Below are 20,125 nucleotides of genomic sequence, written 5' to 3' on the forward strand. Positions count from 1 at the left end.
CCCTCTTATAAATACTGTTGTGTTTTTATTGGTGTTTGCTAGGGAGCTGCGGCCTCGCCTGCGAGGAAGCCCACCTTAACGCCCATATCCGGCAGGATTCGAGCATCTTTGTCGTCGATAGCGATTCGCACCCGGACAGTCGCCTTGGCTCGATCGGCCGTTGGAATGATGGCGATAACGGTAGCTGGAATGTCCCAGTTCGGGTAGGCATCCAGGTTTGCGTTAACTTTCTGTCCCTTGGCGACCCGGCCGATAAAGGCCTCGTTCACATCCACTTCGATTTCGAGTGAATTCATATCCACGATGGTACAGATTCCAGTACGGGTAAAACCTCCGCCGGCAGAGCTGGGGGCAACTATCTCGCCAGGTTGTGCATTTTTTGTCGTGACTACGCCGGCAAAAGGCGCGCGGATAATATGATCTGCCAGGCGTTCTCGCTGCCTCTCAGCTTCAAGAATGGCGACTTGAATATTGGCGCGGGCACTTTTTAAGTCTGCCCGTAACCCCTCTACCGAGGATTCACTTTGGGTGAGCTGCGCTTTGCTGGAATAATTTTTGTCTCGAAGTCCGGCAAAACGCCGATATTGGCGTTCAGCCTCTTTTAACTTCGCGTGAATACTCGCTTCCTTGGCTTGAAGCACTTGAATTTGTGCCTGGGCAAAATCCAGCGCGACCCGCGCTTTGGCATCATCCAAGCGGGCCAGAACCTGCCCCTCCTCGACCTGCATTCCCTCTTCGACATCCACACTACTGATCAGGCCCATTACTTCAGCAGAGACCGTAGCCATGCGCCTCGGTGTGATATAGCCGGAAGCATTAAGAATGGTCTCGTGAAATTTCTCCTCCTTGGGAATTAAGCTGAGAGTCTTGGCTTGAGGTTCGCTACTTTGGGGGAGCACTGGTGTACTGTCTTCTGCAAATAGAGAAGCGCCGGCAAGGCCTATAACTATGCCAGTAACTAGGCCGACAGATGCCGCCAATATAACTTTGCGCGATGGGGAACTGGGTTCGGGCGCTGTTTCCCGATCAATTTTGAGTTGACCGAGCAGCGCACTAGTATCTCTGCTCATACAGCCTGTTTTTATTAGTTACTTCCTGTAAACAGCAACTGTGGCAGAAATTAAAAAATATTGCCACGCGTTAGCGTGGCCATGACATCTTGTGTAGTTAGTGGCGCCAAAAAGCCGGGGTAAGTAGTACTAGCAGGGTAAATATTTCCAGGCGTCCCATCAGCATCGCCAGGATAAGAAACCATTTGGCGACTTCATTAACCGCACCATAGTGGGCAGCGGCTTCGCCGAGGGCGGGTCCGATATTACTCAGACAGGAGGCTACTGTCGTGACGGAGGTGACAAAGTCCTCACCGGTGGCGATGACGATAATGGCGAGGATAAAAAAGGATGAAACATAGACCGCAAAGAAGCCCCACACAGCGTCGGTAACTCGATCGGGGACAATTTTCCGGTTGATCTTGATAGGGATAACCGCATTGGGGTGTACCAGGCGATTCAGCTCGCGCATACCGGACTTCATAATCAGCATACCCCGCACCGCCTTAATGCCCCCCGAGGTTGAGCCGGCGCAGGCACCGAGAATACCTAACAGCAAGAGGACGTAGGGTAAGAATACTGGCCAGGCTGAGAAATTTTCCGAGGCGAATCCGGCAGTGGTGCTGATCGAGACCACCTGGAAGAAACCGTGTAGCAGGCTGTTGCCGGGGGAGAAGATATTCAATATCCACAGGTAACAGCTGATCAACAGGCCGGCACCGAGAATCAACATAACGTAGAAGCGGAATTCTGAGTCGCGCCAATAGTGGCTGAGGGTCCTGTTGCGAAATGCGAAGAAATGCAGACCGAAGTTAATGGCAGCAGTAAACATAAACACGATACAAATAATCATGATCGCGCGGTTGTGGGCGTAGAAACCCATACTGGCATCGTGGGTGGAAAAGCCTCCATTGGCCACAGTGGAAAACGCATGGCCAACGGCGTCGAATACCGTCATGCCGGCCCACCAGTAGCCGATGCCACAGAGGATTGTAAGAATCACATAAATAACAATTAGTGCCCGTGCTGTCTCGGCAATACGCGGAGTCAATTTGGTATCTTTTACCGGGCCGGGAATTTCTGCCTTATACAGCTGCATACCACCGATACCCAGCATCGGCAGGATGGCCAGGGCGATAACAATTACGCCGATACCGCCAAACCACTGCAACTGCTGGCGGTAGTAGAGAATGGCAGGAGGCAGTGAGTCCAACCCGGTAATCACCGTGGCGCCGGTGGTTGTTAGCCCCGAGATGGATTCAAAAATAGAGTCGGTGATACTCAAGTCAGGCTGTGGGCTGATAATAAAGGGCAGGGCACCGAAGCTGCCCAGTACCAGCCAGAACAAAGATGTCACTACGAACCCGTCCCGGGTGCGCAGGTCTTCGCGCAAATCGTGCACTGGCAGCCACATGAACAGGCCGGTGATCAGAGTGATGACGAAAGCTGCGACAAATGCACTGTGAGTACCATCTTCATACCAAAGGGATACGCCAATCGGCGGCAGCAGAGTCAGGCTGAACACCGTCAAGAGAATTCCAAAAACTCGCGCAATTACCGCAATTCGCATTGGCGCCTATCAGCCTATCGTTATTTGTTGCAATGTTATCTGGACGGCGGAGACCGTTATCGCCGGAAAACGAAAATATTATTTGCTCAGAAAAAGCCAAAACCAACTTGGAACAGCTGTTCTACATGGCGGGTCTGGCGGCGGTCGATAAGGAAGACAATCACGTGGTCATCGCTTTGCACAATGACATCATCGTGTGCCATCAAAACTTCGCTGCCATTTTCCGTTTCCCGTACTATGGCGCCAATCGAGGCGCCCTCGGGTAAGTCGATATCTTCGATCTTGCGCCCCACCACCTTGGATGTGCGCTCGTCACCGTGGGCGATAACCTCAATGGCTTCAGCTGCACCTCGACGCAGGGAGTGGACGTTGACCATATCCCCTCGGCGCACATGGGTGAGCAGGCTGCCGATCGTATTTTGCTGCGGTGAGATGGCAATATCGATTTCACCGCCCTGTACCAGGTCCACATAAGCGCGGTTATTGATCAGCGTCATCACTTTGCGTGCGCCCAGACGCTTGGCCAATAGTGACGACATGATATTAGCCTCGTCGTCATTGGTCAGGGCAAGAAAAACATCGGTATCTTCGATGCTCTCTTCCAGCAGCAACTCCTGATCGGAGGCGCTGCCGTGCAGGATAATGGTGTGGGACAGCTCCTCGGATAAAAATACACAGCGCTCGTGGCTCTGCTCAATAATTTTTACCGAATAGCGATTCTCCAGCCGGGTGGCCAAGCGCAAACCAATATTGCCGCCGCCGGCGATCACCACTCGTTTATAACCGTGTTCCAATCGACGCAGTTCGCTCATTACCGCGCGAATATCTGCTCGCGCGGCAATAAAGAACACCTCATCGCCGGCTTCAATCACTGTATCACCCTGGGGAATAATTGGCCGGTTGCGGCGATAAATCGCAGCAACCCGGGTATCTACCTTGGGCATATGCTCGCGCAAATAGCGCAGTTGGTGCCCAACCAGAGGCCCGCCCTGAACGGCTAAAACAGTTACCAGCTGTACGCGACCACCGGCAAAATCCAATACCTGCAAGGCTCCGGGATGTTCCATCAGGCGGGAGATATACTCTGAAACCAGTTGCTCCGGGCTGATCAGTACATCGATAGGGATGGCCTGGGTATCGAATAATTCCGGGTATTGCAGGTAGGAGGAGGCCCGTACCCGGGCGATTTTGGTGGGGACGCGAAACAGAGAGTGCGCAATCTGGCAGGCCGCCATATTGGTCTCATCGTTATTGGTGACTGCAACCAGGATATCCGCATCCTCAATCCCGGCTTCCATCAGAATATCCGGGTGAGAGGCGTGGCCCAGTACCACGCCGATATCGATGCGGTCGCGCAGTTCGCGCAGGGTTTTCTCGTCGCTGTCCACCAGGACAATATCATTGCGCTCGGAGGCCAGGGCCTCCGCTAGAGAGCCGCCCACCTGGCCGGCGCCGAGAATGACAATTTTCATATCGGATGAGACTCGCGACTAGCGACGTCGTTATTCAGCTTTGCTCAGCAGAGCGTAGTAGAAACCGTCACCGCCGCCGGTTTGGGGTAGAAGCTGCATACCGGCAACTTGTTTCTCGCCCCAGGGCTTATCGTTTAGCAGTTCAGGGGTATTGTCGCTCGCATCCTCTGTCTCCGCAATGAACGCTGCGACGACTTCGCTGTTTTCCGTCGGTAGGCTGGAACAGGTGGCGTAAAGCAACTGCCCACCCGGTTTAACCAGGGGCCACAGAGCGCGCAGGATCTTGCCCTGCAAAGCCACTAACTCGGCAATGTCTTCTTCCCGGCGCAATAGTTTGATATCCGGGTTACGGCGAATTACCCCGGTTGCCGAACAGGGTGCGTCCAGTAGTATCTGGTCGTATTGCTGCCCGTTCCACCACTCATTCGGAGACGTGGCATCGGCACAAATAAGCTCGGCACTCTGCCCGTTGCGCTCGAGGTTTTCCTCGACCCGCACAAGGCGGTCCTCCTCAATATCCAACGCGCTCAGCTGAATGCTGGATTCCTGCTCCAATAAGTGGCAACTCTTGCCTCCAGGTGCCGCACACGCGTCCAACACCCGGGCATTTTCCTGCGGCTGTAACAGCAGCGCCGCTAATTGTGCGGACTCATCCTGAACACTGACCAAGCCCTCGGCAAAGCCCGGTAGCACTGTGACTGAAACCGGCTCAACCAGGGTGATACCGACCGGGGAAATAGTACAGGGCTCGGCGGAGAGGCCGGTTTCATCGAGCTGTTGTAAATAGTCCTCGCGCGAGATCTTGGCAGTATTTACCCGCAAGGTCATGGGTGGGTTGGCATTGTTGGCGCGGAAGATGTCTGACGCCTTCTCAGGCCAGGCGGCTTTAATCTGCTGCTGTAACCAGGCCGGGTGCATAGAGCTGAACTGTGGATTGCCGGACAGCTTGCGCTGAAGCTGCTCACTGTTGCGCAGGGCGTTGCGCAGCACCCCGTTGATCAGCCCGGTCGCTCTGTCCAGACCGAGGCTGCGCGCGGCATTGACGGTTGCAGATATGGCGGCGTGATCGGGTATGCGAGTGTACTCGAGTTGGTAAATGCCCAGCAGGATCAGTGCATTGATCTCAATATCCGAGACTTTTTTACGCAGTAACTTGGCGGCGATCAATTGCAGGCGCGGTGCCGTGCGGGCACTGCCGTAACAGAGCTCCCGCAACAGAGGGCGGTCGCGCTCCTCGACTTTGTCCTCGGCGGCAGGCAGAAGTCTTGCCAACGAGCCACGTTCTTCCAGCAGTGAGGCGATAACTCGGGCGGCCTCGGCGCGTACATCTCTGCTCATAATTATCCCAGTTTGGTACCCGGGGCGAATTGCTCCCGGTAGCCTTTCAAAATTTCTGCTGCGGGAAGCGCTTTTTTACCCGGTAGCTGTATTAATTGGAGGCGCAGGGCCTCGCGGCCGCAGGCCACTAAAATACCTTCGTCGTCACTGGAGAGAATGGTACCGGGCTGATCACTGTGGCAGCCTTGTTCGATGGCGGCGCTATAGATACGCAGGCGCTGCTCGCCCTTCTTGTCCCGATAAGTACTCCAGCACACTGGGAAGGGGTTAAAAGCGCGTATCAATCGATGCAGTTCAGCAGCGGGACGCTGCCAGTCGATCTGCGCCTCTTCCTTGGTAATTTTGTTGGCGTAGTTAGCCTGGGTATCGTCTTGTACCTGAGGGTTGGCACTGCCACTTTCCAGTAGAGCCAAGGCCTGGAGGAGGGATGGGCCGCCGAGTTCCGCCAGCTTGTCGTGCAAACTGCCACCGGTATCGGACTCAGTAATCGCGCAGCGGCTTTCCACCAAAACTGGGCCGGTATCCAGGCCCGCCTCCATTTGCATAATGGCGACACCGCTCTCGCTGTCACCCGCTTCCACCGCGCGTTGGATCGGTGCCGCACCGCGCCAGCGCGGCAACAAAGAGGCGTGCACATTGATACAGCCCAGACGCGGGGTATCCAGCACCACCTGCGGTAGTATCAGGCCGTAGGCCACCACCACCATAATATCCGCTCCAAGGGCAGTGAGCTCCGCCTGGGCCGTCTCGTCGCGCAGGCTCAGGGGTTGGTACACCGGGATATTGTGGGAGAGTGCCAGCTGTTTCACCGGGCTGGCGAGCAATTTCTTACCGCGCCCAGCCGGCCTGTCCGGTTGGGTGTAAACGGCAATGACATTGTGCTCGCTGTCGAGCAGCGCTTGCAGGTGCACGGCGGCAAAGTCCGGTGTGCCGGCAAAAATAATATTCACTGACTTGCTCTCAGGTAATGGGGGTGGGAGAGCTGCCGTAAGGCGGCAGCTCCAGGCTCCTGCGGCTGGCGCAGATCAGGCGCGGCGGCGCTGGGATTTTTCCAGCTTGGAGCGGATGCGGTTGCGCTTCAGTGGCGAGACATAATCCACGAACAGCTTGCCGTCCAAATGATCGACTTCATGTTGGATACAGACCGCCAACAATCCCTCGGCCTCAAGGGCAAAAGGTTCGCCATTGCGGTCCAGGGCTTTAACACGCACTTTGCGCGGGCGCTCCACCGTTTCGTAGAAACCGGGAACTGACAGGCAGCCCTCGTCGTACTGGTGGATCTCCGGGTCCAGCACTTCGATCTCGGGGTTGATAAACCCGAGTGGTTCATTGCCGTCTTCAGAGATATCCACCACTACAATGCGCTCCTGCACATTGACTTGGATGGCGGCGAGGCCGATGCCGGGCGCGGCGTACATGGTTTCAAACATGTCGTCGAGCAATTGGCGGTGGGCGTCGGTCACTTCAGCGACGGGTTTAGCGACCTCGCGCAGGCGCGGGTCGGGAAATTCCAGTATCTCGAGTTTAGCCATAACACCTGTGACAAACTTCTAGTATTCGTTGAACGTGCGCTGATAACATTATGATCGCGCTCAAAATTTACCGAGTGGACCCCTGTTTTTGCTGGCGCTATGCGCCCGGGTCCGGTCTCGCTCCCTTCACGGGAGTGGCCCGGCGCTGAGAATTATAGCGATAAAGAGCATAGGAATGCTTCCATGAAAAAAATTATCCTGGCCGCGATCTCGATGTTAGCGGTTGCCCTTGGTGTCGAAGCACAGGATCAGGTTCGCCTGAACCCCAGTCACCCCGACGCTTATGTGGTGCAAAAGGGCGATACGCTCTGGGATATTTCCAGTCAGTTTCTGGTGCAACCCTGGTACTGGCCGGAGATTTGGCAAGTGAACCCACAGGTGGAAAACCCCCACCTGATTTATCCAGGAGATAGCCTGCGCCTTGTTTACATCGATGGCCAGCCACAATTACAACTGCAGCGCGGCCCCCGGGCGTATCAACTATCCCCGGGGATTGATGGTAATCGGTTGTCGCCCTCGATCCGTCGCGAGGCGGTAGAAGACGCGATCTCGGCGATTCCGCTGGATGCGATTAATGCTTTCTTATCCCGTACCCGTATTGTGGAGCCCGGTGCTTTTGAAGGTACTCCTTACATTGTTTCCGGCTCCGATGACCACATTCTGATGGGAGCGGGTGACACCATCTATGCGCGCGGTAATTTTGGTGCTCCACTGCCGTCTTATGGCATTTATCGCCCCGGCCCGGTCTATACAGACCCTGTATCCGGTGAAGTCCTCGGTCGACAAGCCCTCGGTGTAGGTTCTGTCGACTTGCTGCAGTTGGACCCAGACAACAACCCGAACTTTTCCGTTGCGACTATGGGCGTGCGCAGCACTGCCCGTGAGGTTCGCCTCGATGATCGGTTGATGCCGGTGGAGGAGCGCTCAATTGAAGCCCTGTTCCACCCCAGCGCGCCCACTATCGCTATCGATAGCCTGATTCTAGGAGTCGATGAAGGGGTTACTCAAATTGGTAAATTTGATGTCGTAATTCTCAATGTCGGTGATCGGGATGGACTGCTGCCGGGTAATGTCCTGGCGATATACAAAGCGGGTTCAACAGTGCGTGACCGTATTGCTGGTGACGTAGTGAAGCTTCCGGATACCCGCGCTGGTGAGTTGATGGTGTTCCGCACCTTTGAAAAAATGAGCCTAGCCCTGGTACTGGACGCTCGTCGCCCGCTGGCAGTGATGGATATGGTGCGCAACCCCTAAGCGATCCCAGAAAATCTCGTGGCAGGTGTTGCTGTTTGCCCTGCCGCACAACTATCAAAACAGAAAATGGTAAGTTGCATGGATGCATTGACCGCTACTATGGCGTTGCTGCGTCTCGAGGGAATTGGCCCGGCTCGCTACTGGCAATTACTGGAGCACTTTGCCACTGCCGAAGAGGCTCTCCAGCAGTTTCCTCAACCTCTTCTGCAAAAGTTATCACCGCGGGCCCAAAACCAGTGGCGGGAATTTTCCAGTCGATCTGCCGTCAGTGAGCTCGCTGATTGGGTTGAGCGTGAGCGAGCCCGCTGCGCAGACCTGGGCGTGCAGCTGGTTTGTCACAGCGATCCCGATTACCCCGCCCTTTTATCGGAGACCTCGCGCCCCCCGCCTGTGCTTTATATCCGTGGTGAAAAAAGTGCTCTAAATCTACCACAGGTAGCGATGGTGGGTGCCCGTCGGGCGACTGTGGCGGGTCTGGATAATGCCCGGGCCTTCGCCGCGGAATTGGCAAGTTCCGGATTTGCTATCACTTCCGGGCTGGCTTTGGGTGTGGATGCCGCAGCCCACCGAGGGGCGCTGCAGGGAGCGGGCTCCACGATCGCAGTTTTGGGTAGTGGAGTTGACCGCATTTATCCAAAACACAATCGCCCCCTGGCGGAGGACATTCTCTCTGCAGGCGGTGCTCTAATAAGCGAATTGCCTCTTGGCAGCAATGCTGAGGCAAAGAATTTTCCTCGGAGGAACCGGATTATCAGTGGCCTTTCAATGGGGGTATTACTGGTAGAAGCAGCGATGCGCTCAGGTTCTCTGATTACGGCGCGTTTGGCGCTGGAGCAGAATCGAGAGGTTTTTGCGATTCCAGGTTCTATCCACAATCCAATGGCCAGGGGTTGCCACCACCTGATTAAAGAAGGTGCGACACTGGTTGAAACCAGCGCAGATGTAGCCGGCCAGCTCGGCGGTTTACTGGCAGAGCCCACACCCACTGAACTCCCCCCCGGTAAACCACTGCCCGAGCTTCAGCAACATATCATCAGGGCGCTTGCCGGAGGGCCTCGGAGTATCGAGCTATTGTCTCGTGATACCGGGGTTGAGGCGGGTGAATTGATGGCTGTATTGATGGAATTGGAGTTACAGGGCCTGGTGGAGCAACTCACAGGGTCTTACCAGTTAACAATGAAGGGCAGCCGTTATATGGATGGGAAAAAACTGGCTAAAACCTGTGAGGAGTCAGTGAGTCTCTAAAGGTCTTACTGGGAAGTTACGAAGAGAGTTAACCAGAAACTCCTTGTTGATGGTGTAGCCGCCGATCAATTCGCGCTGCTCTGGAGCAGCGTTAATACTCAGTGGATTCCAAAAGTGGAGTCTAATTATGGCGGATAAACCCAAACTCACCACTGATGCCGGCGCTCCGGTTCCCGATAATCAAAACAGCCTTACAGCGGGGCCAGATGGCCCGCTATTGATTCAAGATTATCAGCTTATCGAAAAACTGGCGCATCAAAATCGTGAGCGTATACCCGAGCGGGCGGTACATGCCAAAGGTTGGGGCGCCTATGGGGTTTTGAGGGTAACCGCTGATATTTCTAACTACACCTGTGCCCGGGTTTTGCAGCCGGGGGCAGAGACCCCACTGTTGGCCCGTTTTTCAACCGTGGCCGGTGAATTGGGTGCAGCTGATGCGGAACGGGATGTTCGTGGTTTTGCACTGAAGTTTTATACGGAGGAGGGCAATTGGGATTTGGTCGGCAACAATACGCCGGTCTTTTTTGTACGAGACCCCTACAAATTTCCGGACTTTATTCACACACAAAAACGGCATCCACGCACTCACTTGCGCTCCCCCACGGCCATGTGGGATTTCTGGTCGTTGAGCCCTGAAAGCCTTCACCAGGTGACCATACTATTCTCCGATCGTGGTTTGCCCATATCTCCATTGCATATGAACGGTTATGGCTCCCATACCTTCTCCCTGTGGAATCACAGTGGAGAACGCTTCTGGGTCAAATTTCATTTTAAGACTCAGCAGGGACATAGGTATTTTACCAATACGGAAGCTGAAGCTGTGATTGGACGCTCGAGGGAGAGTTACCAGGAGGCGATGTACAGCGCGATAGAAAATGGGGAATGTCCGAAGTGGACATTCCAAATTCAGGTCATGCCCGAGGCAGACCTTGGCAAAACAAGCTACAACCCCTTTGACCTCACCAAGGTTTGGCCCCACGGTGATTACCCACCTATCGAGGTGGGAACCATGGAGTTGAATCGCAACCCGCAAGACTATTTTGCAGAAATAGAGCAGGCAGCTTTCTCTCCATCCAATATCGTACCGGGTATCAGTTTCTCGCCGGATAAGATGCTGCAGGCGCGTATATTCTCTTATGCCGATGCACATCGTCACCGCTTGGGAACTCACTATGAGAGTCTTCCAGTGAATGCACCGCGTTGTCCTGTCCATAATTATTATCGGGATGGTGAAATGAATAGTACGGGTATCCGCAGTGGCAATCCGGATGCTTTTTATGAGCCGAATAGTTTTTCTGGGCCAGAGGAGGACCCAAAAGCGAAAGAACCCCCGTTACCAATATCCGGTGCGGCAGATAGATATGACCACCGCAAAGGTAATGACGATTACAGTCAGGTTCGAGCGCTCTTTGATTTGTTCGACGATGAACAAAAACAGCGCTTATATAACAATATTGCAGAAGCGATGGCGGGTGTATCGGATGAAATAATTCAGCGACAATTGGCACACTTTTCCAAGGTGCATCCGGACTATGCCGCGGGCGTCAAGTTAGCGATGGTCAGCAACTGAATCTGCTGTTTTGATACGTAATTCATTTGCTTGCCTTTTGTGTTAAAAATATATCCTGCTGGATTGGTATTTAATACTGTATTAAAGGCATGCTTATGAAAAAGATCAAAGTAGCTTTAACCCTTATTTTTCTAGTTTTGGGAGGCTGCTCTACACAAATAAAAAAAACAGATATATCTATTTCTCAAGAATTTTCAGATGAACAGTTGCTTAGTGGTATATATTTTTGGAGTTCCCCTATAACTAACTCTGATTTGCCTGATATTGATATCCTGGCATTGAATAATGATATGAGGTTGTTTTTAAAATCGATAAGTACCAGAAAAAAAAGTGATAGGTTGGATGCTCTGATAAATAAATTGCAGAGCCAATATTTTTCAATTCTCTACGATGCAGATGCCACGCTCAATGCTGCACAAGTTTTTGATCAGCAGAGAGGAAATTGCATGGCTTTTAGTGCCTTTTTAGTTGCAATGATTCGTGAACTTGGGGTGGATGCTAAATTCAATGAGGTTTTTGTTCCAGAAGTGAGATATTTGGAGAGCCAACAGACCTTTATTTACCAGCACATTAATGTTGTAGCTGATACTGGTAGTAGACAACGCATATTGGATTTTAACTTTACGGATTACAATCCAGAATATAATCAAAAAGAGCTGGAAGATAAGGCAGCCTTTGCAAAATTCTATAGTAACCTGGCTATGGAGTTTCTTGCGGATCGAGATTTTAAAAACGCCTTTCTTTATATTCGAAAGTCAATGTTACTGGCGCCAGAGGAAGCAGATCTTTGGAATAATTTGGGGGCTATATATCGTTCAGCGGGTTTGGTCAAACAAGCAATTAGTTCTTACGCTATAGCGTTGAAGCTTGATGGAGCAAACTTGGTTTCGTTGAGCAATCTGGAGAAAGTTCTCCGAGCTCAGGGTGACCTTCAAATGGCAAATGTTCTGTCAGCAAAACTACATGATTATAGGCAGGAGGACCCCTACTATTGGTACGGTCAAGCGCTTACAGCTTACGAAGATGAGTTGTATGAATTGGCGGCCAATAAGGCTGAAGATGCAATTTCGATAAAGAAGGAAGACCATCGTTTTCATTTTCTACTGGGAATGGCGCGCCTAAAGTCCGGAGCCAAGGGTTATCAGCGTAGTTTTAAGAAGGCTTTGGCGCTATCTGAGAATAGTCGAGATCAAGACCAGTATAGGAGGAAGCTAAAATCGTTAGGTATCCCCGAGCTGGAGAGGACTAGATTTCGGGAGCGTCGGCGACTGATAGTGCTGGGAAGCTGGTGGTGGCTGAATTGAAGGTTAGGCGCCAATATGCCAGCGAGAACCATGAAGTACTTAAGCTTGGAAAAAAGCGGATGGATTTTTTTTGAGCAACTTGGCTAGGTCATAAAGCAATATCTTGTGTCAATCAATGCAATCCGCTAGATTGCCAGCGTCCTTCCGCTTCGATAGTAAAGAGAGTTGAATTGAGTGAGCCTTGTGTTGCGACTTCAATGGATTCGGACTCCCATCTGCCTGTAGTGGAAGTTGTTCTGGAGACATTCGACATTCCCTATCAACAAGATTTGCAACTGCGTAAAGGGAAGTAAGACTAGCGTTAAAATGAAGTACTCACCGCTTTCCGTAAAACAGGCTGCCCGCGCCCTGGCAGCGGGTGGTGTTATTGCCCATCCCACTGAATCTGTATGGGGATTGGCTTGCGACCCCAATAACCTGCTGGCTGTCAGGCGCTTGCTACAACTCAAGCATCGCCCACTTGAGAAGGGTTTGATCCTGGTCTCCGGTGACAGAAGACATTTTGATCCGCTCCTTAGAAACCTTAGTGATCAGCAAGAGGAACAGCTGGATTGCAGCTGGCCGGGACCGGTGACATGGCTCGTACCCCATCGGGGCTTAATTCCTGCCTGGGTCTGTGGGGTACATAAATCTGTGGCCCTGCGCTGCACCGATCACCCGTTTACTGCTGCGTTAACACGCGCCTTTGGCGGTGCTATCGTATCCACTTCAGCAAACCCGGCCGGGTCTCAGCCCGCCCGTAATAAGTACCAGGTACTACGCTATTTCGGCCGCGACCTCGACTTTGTCGGAGGCGGCTCGACCGGCGGCCGCAGCGCCCCCAGTGAAATTCGCGATCTGCAAAGCGGCCGTGTGCTGAGGGCGGGTGCCTAACCTCAAACAGAGACGTAGTTTTCGCCTATGAGTGATATCGATACCAAGGAAGTAAAGGCCTATCTACTCGGCCTACAAGACCGTATTTGCAATGCCCTGAGCGAAGAAGACGGTCAGTCATTTCGTGAGGACAACTGGGACAGGCCCGGTGGTGGCGGTGGTCGAACTCGAGTGCTGGAAGAGGGGAATCTGATCGAAAAAGGCGGAGTGAACTTTTCCCATGTTTATGGGGATGGACTCCCGCCTTCGGCCACGGCTAATCGCCCCGAACTGGCCGGTTGTTCTTTTGAAGCAATGGGCGTCTCCCTGGTCATTCACCCGCGCAACCCTTACGTGCCCACTAGCCATGCAAACGTGCGTCTATTTGTGGCGAAAAAGCCAGGAGCTGAGCCCATCTGGTGGTTTGGTGGTGGCTATGATTTGACCCCGTATTACGGCTATCACGAGGATGTCGTACATTGGCACCAAACGGCCAAGCAGGCCTGTGACCCTTTTGGCAGCGAGGTATACCCTCGCTTTAAGCAGTGGTGTGACAAATATTTCTACCTGAAGCATCGGGATGAAGCTCGGGGAGTCGGCGGACTCTTTTTCGATGATTTTAACGAAGGTGGCTACGACAATGCTTTTGCGCTTATGCGCGCTGTTGGCGATAGTTACTTGGAGGCTTATCTACCCATTGTACAGAAGCGCAAAGAGGCTGCTTACGGTGAGCGCGAGCGTGAATTCCAACTCTACCGCCGTGGGCGCTATGTGGAATTCAACCTGGTCTTTGATCGTGGCACTCTGTTCGGATTGCAAAGTGGTGGGCGTACAGAATCCATTCTGATGTCCTTGCCGTCACTGGTGAGTTGGAAGTATGACTGGCAACCAGAGCCGGGATCTGCGGAAGAGAAGCTATACACTGATTTTCTGCCACACAGAGACTGGGTATAGCCAAGCAATTTGTCACAATGGAGGTTTGTTGTGCACCCATCGCGATTGGAAGGAATCAACTCCCTGTTTCTCGATTACAGGCGGCATTTTGAAACGGGAGATGTTGAGCAGATTGCTGACTTTTATCGTTTCCCACTGCACTACTACCGGGAAGATGGCGTAAAGCTCACTGTAGAACGGGATGAATTTATCCAGCAGGTGGTTAAGCTCCTCAATGCTTATCGACGCCTTGGTGTCTGTCAGATTCTCGGCACTGTTACCGAGGTGATAGAGCTGAATAATTACAGCACCCTTGCGAGCTTGCGCTGGACCTTGTTACACCCGCAGGGGGAAGAAAAGGCGGTAGAGCTGTACAGCTCACAAACCCGCTATTTAGTCACCGAAGCTGCCGACGGCCTCAAAATTGACGGTTTAATAATTGTCGATGAAAGTGCCAAGATTCGTGAGGCAGCGAGAGAGCGCAAAAGGGCGGAATCATGAGTGACCGCTATGCGGTGGTGGGTAACCCTATAGAGCACTCCCTCTCACCGGAGATACACCGAGCCTTTGTCACGCAAACAGGCGAGGATATCGATTACAGTAAACTGCTTGCCCCCCTGGATGGCTTTGTTAATTACGCGCGAACTTTTTTTGCTGAGGGTGGTTGTGGCCTTAATGTGACGGTGCCCTTCAAGCTGCAAGCATTTGAGATGGCGGATAACTTGACCGAGCGGGCTGCGTCAGTGGGAGCGGTGAATACCTTGGCACTGACTGAAGGTGGAAAGATTCTCGGCGATAACACCGACGGGGCCGGCCTGGTATTTGATATTTGCACCAACTTGGGCTGGAAAATCAAGGATCGGAAAGTTCTCTTGCTGGGAGCTGGCGGAGCCGCCCGGGGAGCATTGCTGCCAATCCTTGCGGAAAAACCAGCACATTTACATATTGCCAACCGCACCGCAGAAAAAGCGGTACAGCTTGCGGCAGAATTTTCCCAGTTGGGAGAATTAAGTGGTGGCGGCCTGGAGGAATTGAGAGGCTGCTACGACCTGATTATCAATGCGAGTTCCGCAAGCCTTGGCGGTGTGCTGCCGCCGCTTCCTGAAGGCTGTGTCGCCAGTCTTGGTAAAGCTTACGACATGATGTACGCCGCCGAGCCAACGCCTTTTTTACAATGGGCGCGTGGACAGGGCGCAGAGAGTGCTGATGGCCTTGGGATGTTGGTAGAGCAGGCCGCTGAGTCATTTTTACTGTGGCGTGGTGTACGTCCTGAAACAGCGCCGATCATGGCCAAGTTGCGCCGGGACCTCAATCAGACAACCGATAATTAAAAGAGAGAAAGCGTTGTGCGTGATATTGTGCGAAACCTGTCGATTTGTTTTGCTGTGGGGTGTTTCGGTGGGCTCTGCTATGCCGTGGGGCTATGGGCCATGGGGCGGTATGGCTTTACCCAGTTTCTAGGGGTAGATTTGGCGCCATCCCTGAGCAATGCCTACCTGTACCAGCGCGTAGTTTGGGGTGGAGTTTTCGGGTTGCTGTTTTTGTTGCCTTTGCGCAACGCCTGGTTAATACGGGGCTTCCTCTTATCCCTGGTGCCGGCAGGGTTGATGTTGTTGTATCTTCTGCCGCAGAGAGGTTATGACTACGGTGCTCTGGTACTGGGACAAATGACGCCCCTGGTTATCGTTTTGGCTTGTGCCATTGGCGGCATAGGTGCATCGGCACTGCTGCGTCTACAGGGTAAATAGTGAGGAGGCCTTGGTTGCCAAGGCCTACCACATCACTGTTTAAATTCGATCTCAACCAAGCTGCAGCTTTGGGTATATCCCATAGCCCGCTTGATCGTGGGGAAGACTGACGCGGTAGCGACGCTGACCCCCAGCTCGATTCTCTGCCGGTTATCCAGTTGTGCACCTATCCGTTCGTTGAGAACCGGGTCGATTGTTTTGTAGCTGGCCACGGCTGTTGCAAAATCAAAAATGTCCTGCAAGTTCTCAGGCAGGCCGCTGCCGCCTTGGATACAAGCTTTCACCAAGTGGGGTTCAACACCAGCCTCTAGGGCCATACGCACATTCAGTTGCAGGCACATGCCGCAATCAGCTACTTGCATTGCCGCTATCTTACTCACCCAAAAAACATCAATAGGTAAAAACTCCCTGTGCATGGATAGGGGCTGAAAATTTCTAAATTTTTCAAAGCCTTCAGGAGAGCCCTGAAGAAACTCGCGCAAGTAGTCCATGTCATAGCGGTACTTTTGGGAGAAGGCCTCCATTTCTTGGAGATATTGCTGTTTGGACATAGTTTGGCTCCTAATCAAGTCGGATTGAGTCACAGACCATCGGCCTACAACGCCAAGTCTTATGTAAAAGCCTGATAGGTAAAAATTAGTTTCTATCGGATATTTCGATAGGTGGGCTGTAAAAGTTACCGTAGAGTCGCCGGGCCTCTCGGGCGAACCATTGCGCAGCTAAGCCTTGTGGCGTCTGCTTGGACCAGAGCAGATCCACACCGAGGCTCCAGGTATTGAGAGAACCGGTTAAGTTGAGCTCAACCAACCTGCCGCTTTTTAAAAAGGGGCGGGCCAGTTCGTAGGGCGCATTGACCCACCCAACCCCCTTACATGCCAGATCCAGGGCCTGTAGCAGAGAATCACTTCGCCAAGTCTGTGCAGAGAGCTGCCAACGGTACCTTTGGGATTCTGGTGCTGTGGTGATCTGTCGGTGCTGGGCCGCTTCATTCAATGAGGATTGTTTTTTCCGGGCCAGGGGATGTTCCGGACAGGCCAGGCTAAGTACCCGCTGTTGTCCCAGGTTACTGGTATCCAGCGAGCTGGGATAGGAATCCCTGGAGGTGACAAAGGCAAAATCGGCTCCACCATGTGCCACCTGCTGGACCGCTTCCTTCCCAGTAACACTGCCGAGCTGAAGCTCAGTATGCGGGAAGCGCTCGCTGAAAGTTACCAGCATATCGTTGAGTCGATCCGGCATTACCAGCTCTTCAAATAATATATTGAGCTGGGGCTCTTCTCCCCGCTGGAAGGAATTTGCCGCCTGTTGGAAGCGCTGCAACTGCCCCAACGATTGACGTGCTAATGGCAGTAATGCCAAAGCGGCGTCGGTGGGTTGGGGATATTTCCCTTCGCGGTTAAAGAGAGTCAGCCCCAGGTCGAGTTCAAGATTTTGAATCAAGCTGCTTACAGAAGACTGAGCCCGGCCCACTTCGCGAGCAACCGCCGAAAAAGATCCGACTTCACAGGAGCGCACAAAAATATGCAGCTGGTCCATATTCAGGTTAAGCATAGCGGGGAGCCGGCTGTCACTATGGTTGCTGTTTAAGGAGATACTGATCTTTCAGTTTCACGTAGTTTTCAGCGGAATACTTAAAGAAAGCCTTTTCCTTGTCAGACAGGGGGCGCGCCTTTTTGCAGGGGGCGCCTACATAGAGATAACCACTCTCCAGGGTTTTACCGGGCGGAACCAGTGCTCCGGCTGCCAGTACGACATCGTCCTCAATAATGGCTCCGTCGAGAACAATAGATCCGATACCAATTAAGATCCGGTTGCCGATGGTACAACCGTGCAGGCAGGCTTTATGACCGATAGTGACATCTTCGCCAATAGTCAGCGGCCAACCGTCGGCGTTGAATGGTCCCGCATGGGTGATATGGAGAACAGCCCCATCCTGTACACTGGTTCGCGCGCCGATTCGGATCTTATGCATATCACCGCGCACAACGGCCATGGGCCATACGGAGCAATCATCCCCCAAGGTAACGTCACCAATGACTGCGGATTGCGGATCGATATATACGCTGTCGCCAAGTTCTGGAAACTTCTCGCCGTGGGAATCATCGTGGCTGCGCAGTGGGGACATAAATAAGCTCCTGTACAATGAATCCTCTATCATAGCTTTATCCTAATTCGAGCACAGAGTCTTATATGTCCAATCCACTGTTGAATATCCCGCTGCTGCCGCCTTTTGATAATCTCGAGCCCGAGCAGGTGGAACCCGCCATCGCCGAACTGATTAAAACGTGTGAGCAAACCCTTCAACAGGGATTGGAGACCCCCAGCTGGGATAATACGCTGGTGCCTCTGGAACAGGCGGAAGACCAGCTAAATCGAGCCTTCTCCCCAGTCAGTCACCTGAATAGCGTTCTAAGTGGCCCCTGGCGGGCGCCCTATGAGGCCGCTTTAGCCAAAGTGACGGCTTACTGGACAAAGCAAGGGCAAAATCGCGAACTTTACGACCTGTACCTCCAATTAATGCAGTCGCCCGAATTTGCAAACTGGCCACAGGCACGCAAGAAGTCTTTGGAGCTGGGAGTCAGAGACTTTGAACTTGGTGGTGTAGGCCTTGAAGGAGAGGCCCGTGAAAAGTTTGCCGCTAACAGTCAGCGTTTGGCGGAGTTATCCAGCCAATTTGCCAACAATGTCCTCGATGCAACTAATGCCTGGACCTGGCATACGAATGATGAAGCTCAGCTTCAGGGGCTTCCTCAAACTGCTCTTGCCGCTGCACGGAATGCAGCTGAGGCAAAAGGCCTCGATGGGTGGTTGATTACCTTAGAGGGGCCCAGCTTTCTCGCTGTTATGACCCACGCTGAAAATAGATCTCTGCGTCGGGATGTCCATTTGGCTTTTGTTTGTCGAGCATCCGAAGTTGGTCCCCAGGCAGGTGAATACGATAACTCCGAAGTGATGGAGGCAATTCTCGCATTGCGCGCTGAACAGGCCAGTTTACTGGGAATGAACAGCTATGCGGAGTTGTCATTGGCCAGCAAAATGGCTCCAAATACAGAGCGGGTTTTGGAATTTCTACAGGATCTGGCAGAACGAGCCAGGCCAGCTGCCCAACGAGAAATGGCTGAGCTGAAAGCGTTTGCTGCAGACCAACTCAGTATTGAAGAGTTGCAACCATGGGATGTGGCCTGGGCCGCAGAAAAGCTCAAACAGCAGCGATACGCCATCAGCCAAGAGGAATTGAGGCCCTATTTCCCTTACGCCAAAGTCGTTGACGGCCTCTTTACTGTGGTGGACAAATTATTCGGAATCACAGTTGAAGAAGATACCAGCGTTGCTACTTGGCATGCCGACGTGCAGTTCTTTTGGCTGCTGAGAGATGGCGAAAAGATAGCTGGTTTCTATTTGGATGCGTTCGCGCGTGAGAAAAAACGTGGCGGGGCCTGGATGGATACAGTAAGTAGTCGTCGCCACACGCTCAACGGACTCCAGTTGCCTATAGCTTATCTAGTATGTAATTTCAGTCCGGCTGCAGGTGATATCCCCTCACTTTTAACCCACACGGAAGTAACCACTTTATTCCATGAATTCGGCCATGGCCTCCACCATATGCTGACACAGATTGATGTGGCAGCAGTTTCTGGTATTAATGGTGTTGCTTGGGATGCGGTGGAAATGCCCAGCCAATTTCTGGAAAATTGGTGTTGGCAACCCCAGGCTATTTCCATAATTTCTGCACATTTCGAAACTGGAGAGGCTCTTCCCGAAGCTTTACTGAATAAAATGCTGGCAGCGAAAAATTTCCAGTCTGCCATGTTTACAGTACGCCAGTTGGAGTTTGCACTTTTTGATTTTCGCCTCCATGCCTGCGAAGAGGCATTGACCGCCGATAAAGTTCAGGTTTTACTGGATCAGGTACGAGCAGAGGTTGCTGTTGTGCCTATCGCCGCAGAAAACCGCTTCCAAAATGCTTTTAGCCATATTTTTGCTGGTGGTTATGCCGCAGGATATTACAGCTATAAATGGGCAGAAGTGCTTTCGGCAGATGCTTTTTCTCTATTTGAAGAAGATGGTATCTTTAATAGAGAGACGGGAAATAAATTTCTGCACAGTATTTTGGAACAGGGTGGTAGCCGTGATGCGTTGGAGCTGTTTGTTCAATTCCGTGGACGAGAGCCGCAAATTGATGCCCTATTGCGTCACTCTGGTATCGAGCAGCAAGAGCTGAATATCAGTCCTGTGTAACGGATAAGTCAATCATGAA

Annotated in this window: 20 protein-coding genes; 11 read left to right on the plus strand and 9 right to left on the minus strand. The window is 52.6% G+C overall.

Features of this window, described 5'->3' with window-relative positions; all coding sequences use genetic code 11:
- Nucleotides 1–38 precede the first annotated feature (38 nt).
- The 6 genes from ACJJIM_RS20415 to def form a co-directional block, all read right to left on the minus strand.
- A complete protein-coding gene (locus tag ACJJIM_RS20415) occupies nucleotides 39–1,070 on the minus strand; it encodes an efflux RND transporter periplasmic adaptor subunit (protein WP_444911844.1) in 1,032 nt (343 codons plus the stop codon).
- 97 nt (nucleotides 1,071–1,167) lie between these two features.
- A complete protein-coding gene (locus ACJJIM_RS20420) occupies nucleotides 1,168–2,619 on the minus strand; it encodes a TrkH family potassium uptake protein (RefSeq protein ID WP_282930546.1) in 1,452 nt (483 codons plus the stop codon).
- Between the two features lie 86 nt (nucleotides 2,620–2,705).
- A complete protein-coding gene (trkA, locus tag ACJJIM_RS20425) occupies nucleotides 2,706–4,091 on the minus strand; it encodes a Trk system potassium transporter TrkA (RefSeq protein ID WP_282930545.1) in 1,386 nt (461 codons plus the stop codon).
- A gap of 30 nt (nucleotides 4,092–4,121) precedes the next feature.
- Nucleotides 4,122–5,429 (minus strand): 16S rRNA (cytosine(967)-C(5))-methyltransferase RsmB, encoded by a 1,308-nt coding sequence (gene rsmB, locus ACJJIM_RS20430; RefSeq protein ID WP_444911845.1) that lies wholly within the window; start codon nucleotides 5,427–5,429, stop codon nucleotides 4,122–4,124.
- Nucleotides 5,430–5,431: 2 nt separating this feature from the next.
- A complete protein-coding gene (gene fmt / locus ACJJIM_RS20435) occupies nucleotides 5,432–6,379 on the minus strand; it encodes a methionyl-tRNA formyltransferase (protein ID WP_413663894.1) in 948 nt (315 codons plus the stop codon).
- 75 nt (nucleotides 6,380–6,454) lie between these two features.
- Nucleotides 6,455–6,961, minus strand: a complete 507-nt coding sequence (gene def / locus ACJJIM_RS20440) for a peptide deformylase (protein WP_282930542.1) — start codon at nucleotides 6,959–6,961, stop codon at nucleotides 6,455–6,457.
- Between the two features lie 183 nt (nucleotides 6,962–7,144).
- Here def and ACJJIM_RS20445 point away from each other — a divergent pair, with 183 nt between their 5' ends.
- From ACJJIM_RS20445 to ACJJIM_RS20490, 10 genes are all read left to right on the plus strand, one after another.
- Nucleotides 7,145–8,215, plus strand: a complete 1,071-nt coding sequence (locus tag ACJJIM_RS20445) for a LysM peptidoglycan-binding domain-containing protein (RefSeq protein WP_413663895.1) — start codon at nucleotides 7,145–7,147, stop codon at nucleotides 8,213–8,215.
- Between the two features lie 78 nt (nucleotides 8,216–8,293).
- Nucleotides 8,294–9,460 (plus strand): DNA-processing protein DprA, encoded by a 1,167-nt coding sequence (gene dprA / locus ACJJIM_RS20450; protein WP_444911846.1) that lies wholly within the window; start codon nucleotides 8,294–8,296, stop codon nucleotides 9,458–9,460.
- A gap of 127 nt (nucleotides 9,461–9,587) precedes the next feature.
- Nucleotides 9,588–11,030: a catalase gene (locus ACJJIM_RS20455; protein WP_444911847.1), complete on the plus strand. Its 1,443-nt coding sequence runs from the start codon at nucleotides 9,588–9,590 to the stop codon at nucleotides 11,028–11,030.
- A gap of 95 nt (nucleotides 11,031–11,125) precedes the next feature.
- Nucleotides 11,126–12,334 carry a transglutaminase domain-containing protein gene (locus tag ACJJIM_RS20460; RefSeq protein ID WP_444895578.1) on the plus strand — a complete coding sequence of 403 codons (1,209 nt, stop codon included), beginning with the start codon at nucleotides 11,126–11,128 and terminating at the stop codon, nucleotides 12,332–12,334.
- A 170-nt stretch (nucleotides 12,335–12,504) separates the two neighbouring features.
- Entirely contained in the window at nucleotides 12,505–12,627 is a 123-nt protein-coding gene (locus ACJJIM_RS20465) for a hypothetical protein (RefSeq protein ID WP_444895577.1), read from the plus strand.
- 13 nt (nucleotides 12,628–12,640) lie between these two features.
- Nucleotides 12,641–13,207, plus strand: a complete 567-nt coding sequence (locus tag ACJJIM_RS20470) for an L-threonylcarbamoyladenylate synthase (protein ID WP_413663899.1) — start codon at nucleotides 12,641–12,643, stop codon at nucleotides 13,205–13,207.
- Between the two features lie 27 nt (nucleotides 13,208–13,234).
- Nucleotides 13,235–14,140: an oxygen-dependent coproporphyrinogen oxidase gene (gene hemF / locus ACJJIM_RS20475; protein WP_444911848.1), complete on the plus strand. Its 906-nt coding sequence runs from the start codon at nucleotides 13,235–13,237 to the stop codon at nucleotides 14,138–14,140.
- Nucleotides 14,141–14,170: 30 nt separating this feature from the next.
- Nucleotides 14,171–14,620, plus strand: coding sequence for a hypothetical protein (locus ACJJIM_RS20480; RefSeq protein ID WP_413663901.1), 450 nt, complete (start codon nucleotides 14,171–14,173; stop codon nucleotides 14,618–14,620).
- The gene (gene aroE, locus ACJJIM_RS20485; protein ID WP_444911849.1) at nucleotides 14,617–15,450 is read left to right on the plus strand and encodes a shikimate dehydrogenase; all 834 of its coding nucleotides are present in this window, start codon (nucleotides 14,617–14,619) and stop codon (nucleotides 15,448–15,450) included. The genes ACJJIM_RS20480 and aroE overlap by 4 nt, the downstream gene beginning before the upstream one ends.
- 15 nt (nucleotides 15,451–15,465) lie before the next feature.
- Nucleotides 15,466–15,867 (plus strand): hypothetical protein, encoded by a 402-nt coding sequence (locus tag ACJJIM_RS20490; RefSeq protein ID WP_282930533.1) that lies wholly within the window; start codon nucleotides 15,466–15,468, stop codon nucleotides 15,865–15,867.
- A gap of 32 nt (nucleotides 15,868–15,899) precedes the next feature.
- Here ACJJIM_RS20490 and ACJJIM_RS20495 read toward each other — a convergent pair whose 3' ends face one another.
- The 3 genes from ACJJIM_RS20495 to ACJJIM_RS20505 all read right to left on the minus strand — a co-directional run bounded on the left by ACJJIM_RS20495 (nucleotide 15,900) and on the right by ACJJIM_RS20505 (nucleotide 17,992).
- Nucleotides 15,900–16,418, minus strand: a complete 519-nt coding sequence (locus ACJJIM_RS20495) for a hypothetical protein (protein WP_413663903.1) — start codon at nucleotides 16,416–16,418, stop codon at nucleotides 15,900–15,902.
- Between the two features lie 85 nt (nucleotides 16,419–16,503).
- Nucleotides 16,504–17,418 carry a LysR family transcriptional regulator gene (locus ACJJIM_RS20500; RefSeq protein WP_444911850.1) on the minus strand — a complete coding sequence of 305 codons (915 nt, stop codon included), beginning with the start codon at nucleotides 17,416–17,418 and terminating at the stop codon, nucleotides 16,504–16,506.
- A gap of 19 nt (nucleotides 17,419–17,437) precedes the next feature.
- The gene (locus ACJJIM_RS20505; RefSeq protein ID WP_444892455.1) at nucleotides 17,438–17,992 is read right to left on the minus strand and encodes a gamma carbonic anhydrase family protein; all 555 of its coding nucleotides are present in this window, start codon (nucleotides 17,990–17,992) and stop codon (nucleotides 17,438–17,440) included.
- A gap of 65 nt (nucleotides 17,993–18,057) precedes the next feature.
- Here ACJJIM_RS20505 and ACJJIM_RS20510 point away from each other — a divergent pair, with 65 nt between their 5' ends.
- Nucleotides 18,058–20,106 carry a M3 family metallopeptidase gene (locus ACJJIM_RS20510; protein ID WP_444911851.1) on the plus strand — a complete coding sequence of 683 codons (2,049 nt, stop codon included), beginning with the start codon at nucleotides 18,058–18,060 and terminating at the stop codon, nucleotides 20,104–20,106.
- Nucleotides 20,107–20,125 lie beyond the last annotated feature (19 nt).

This window comes from Microbulbifer maximicatervae (SeqCode) (assembly GCF_052467615.1).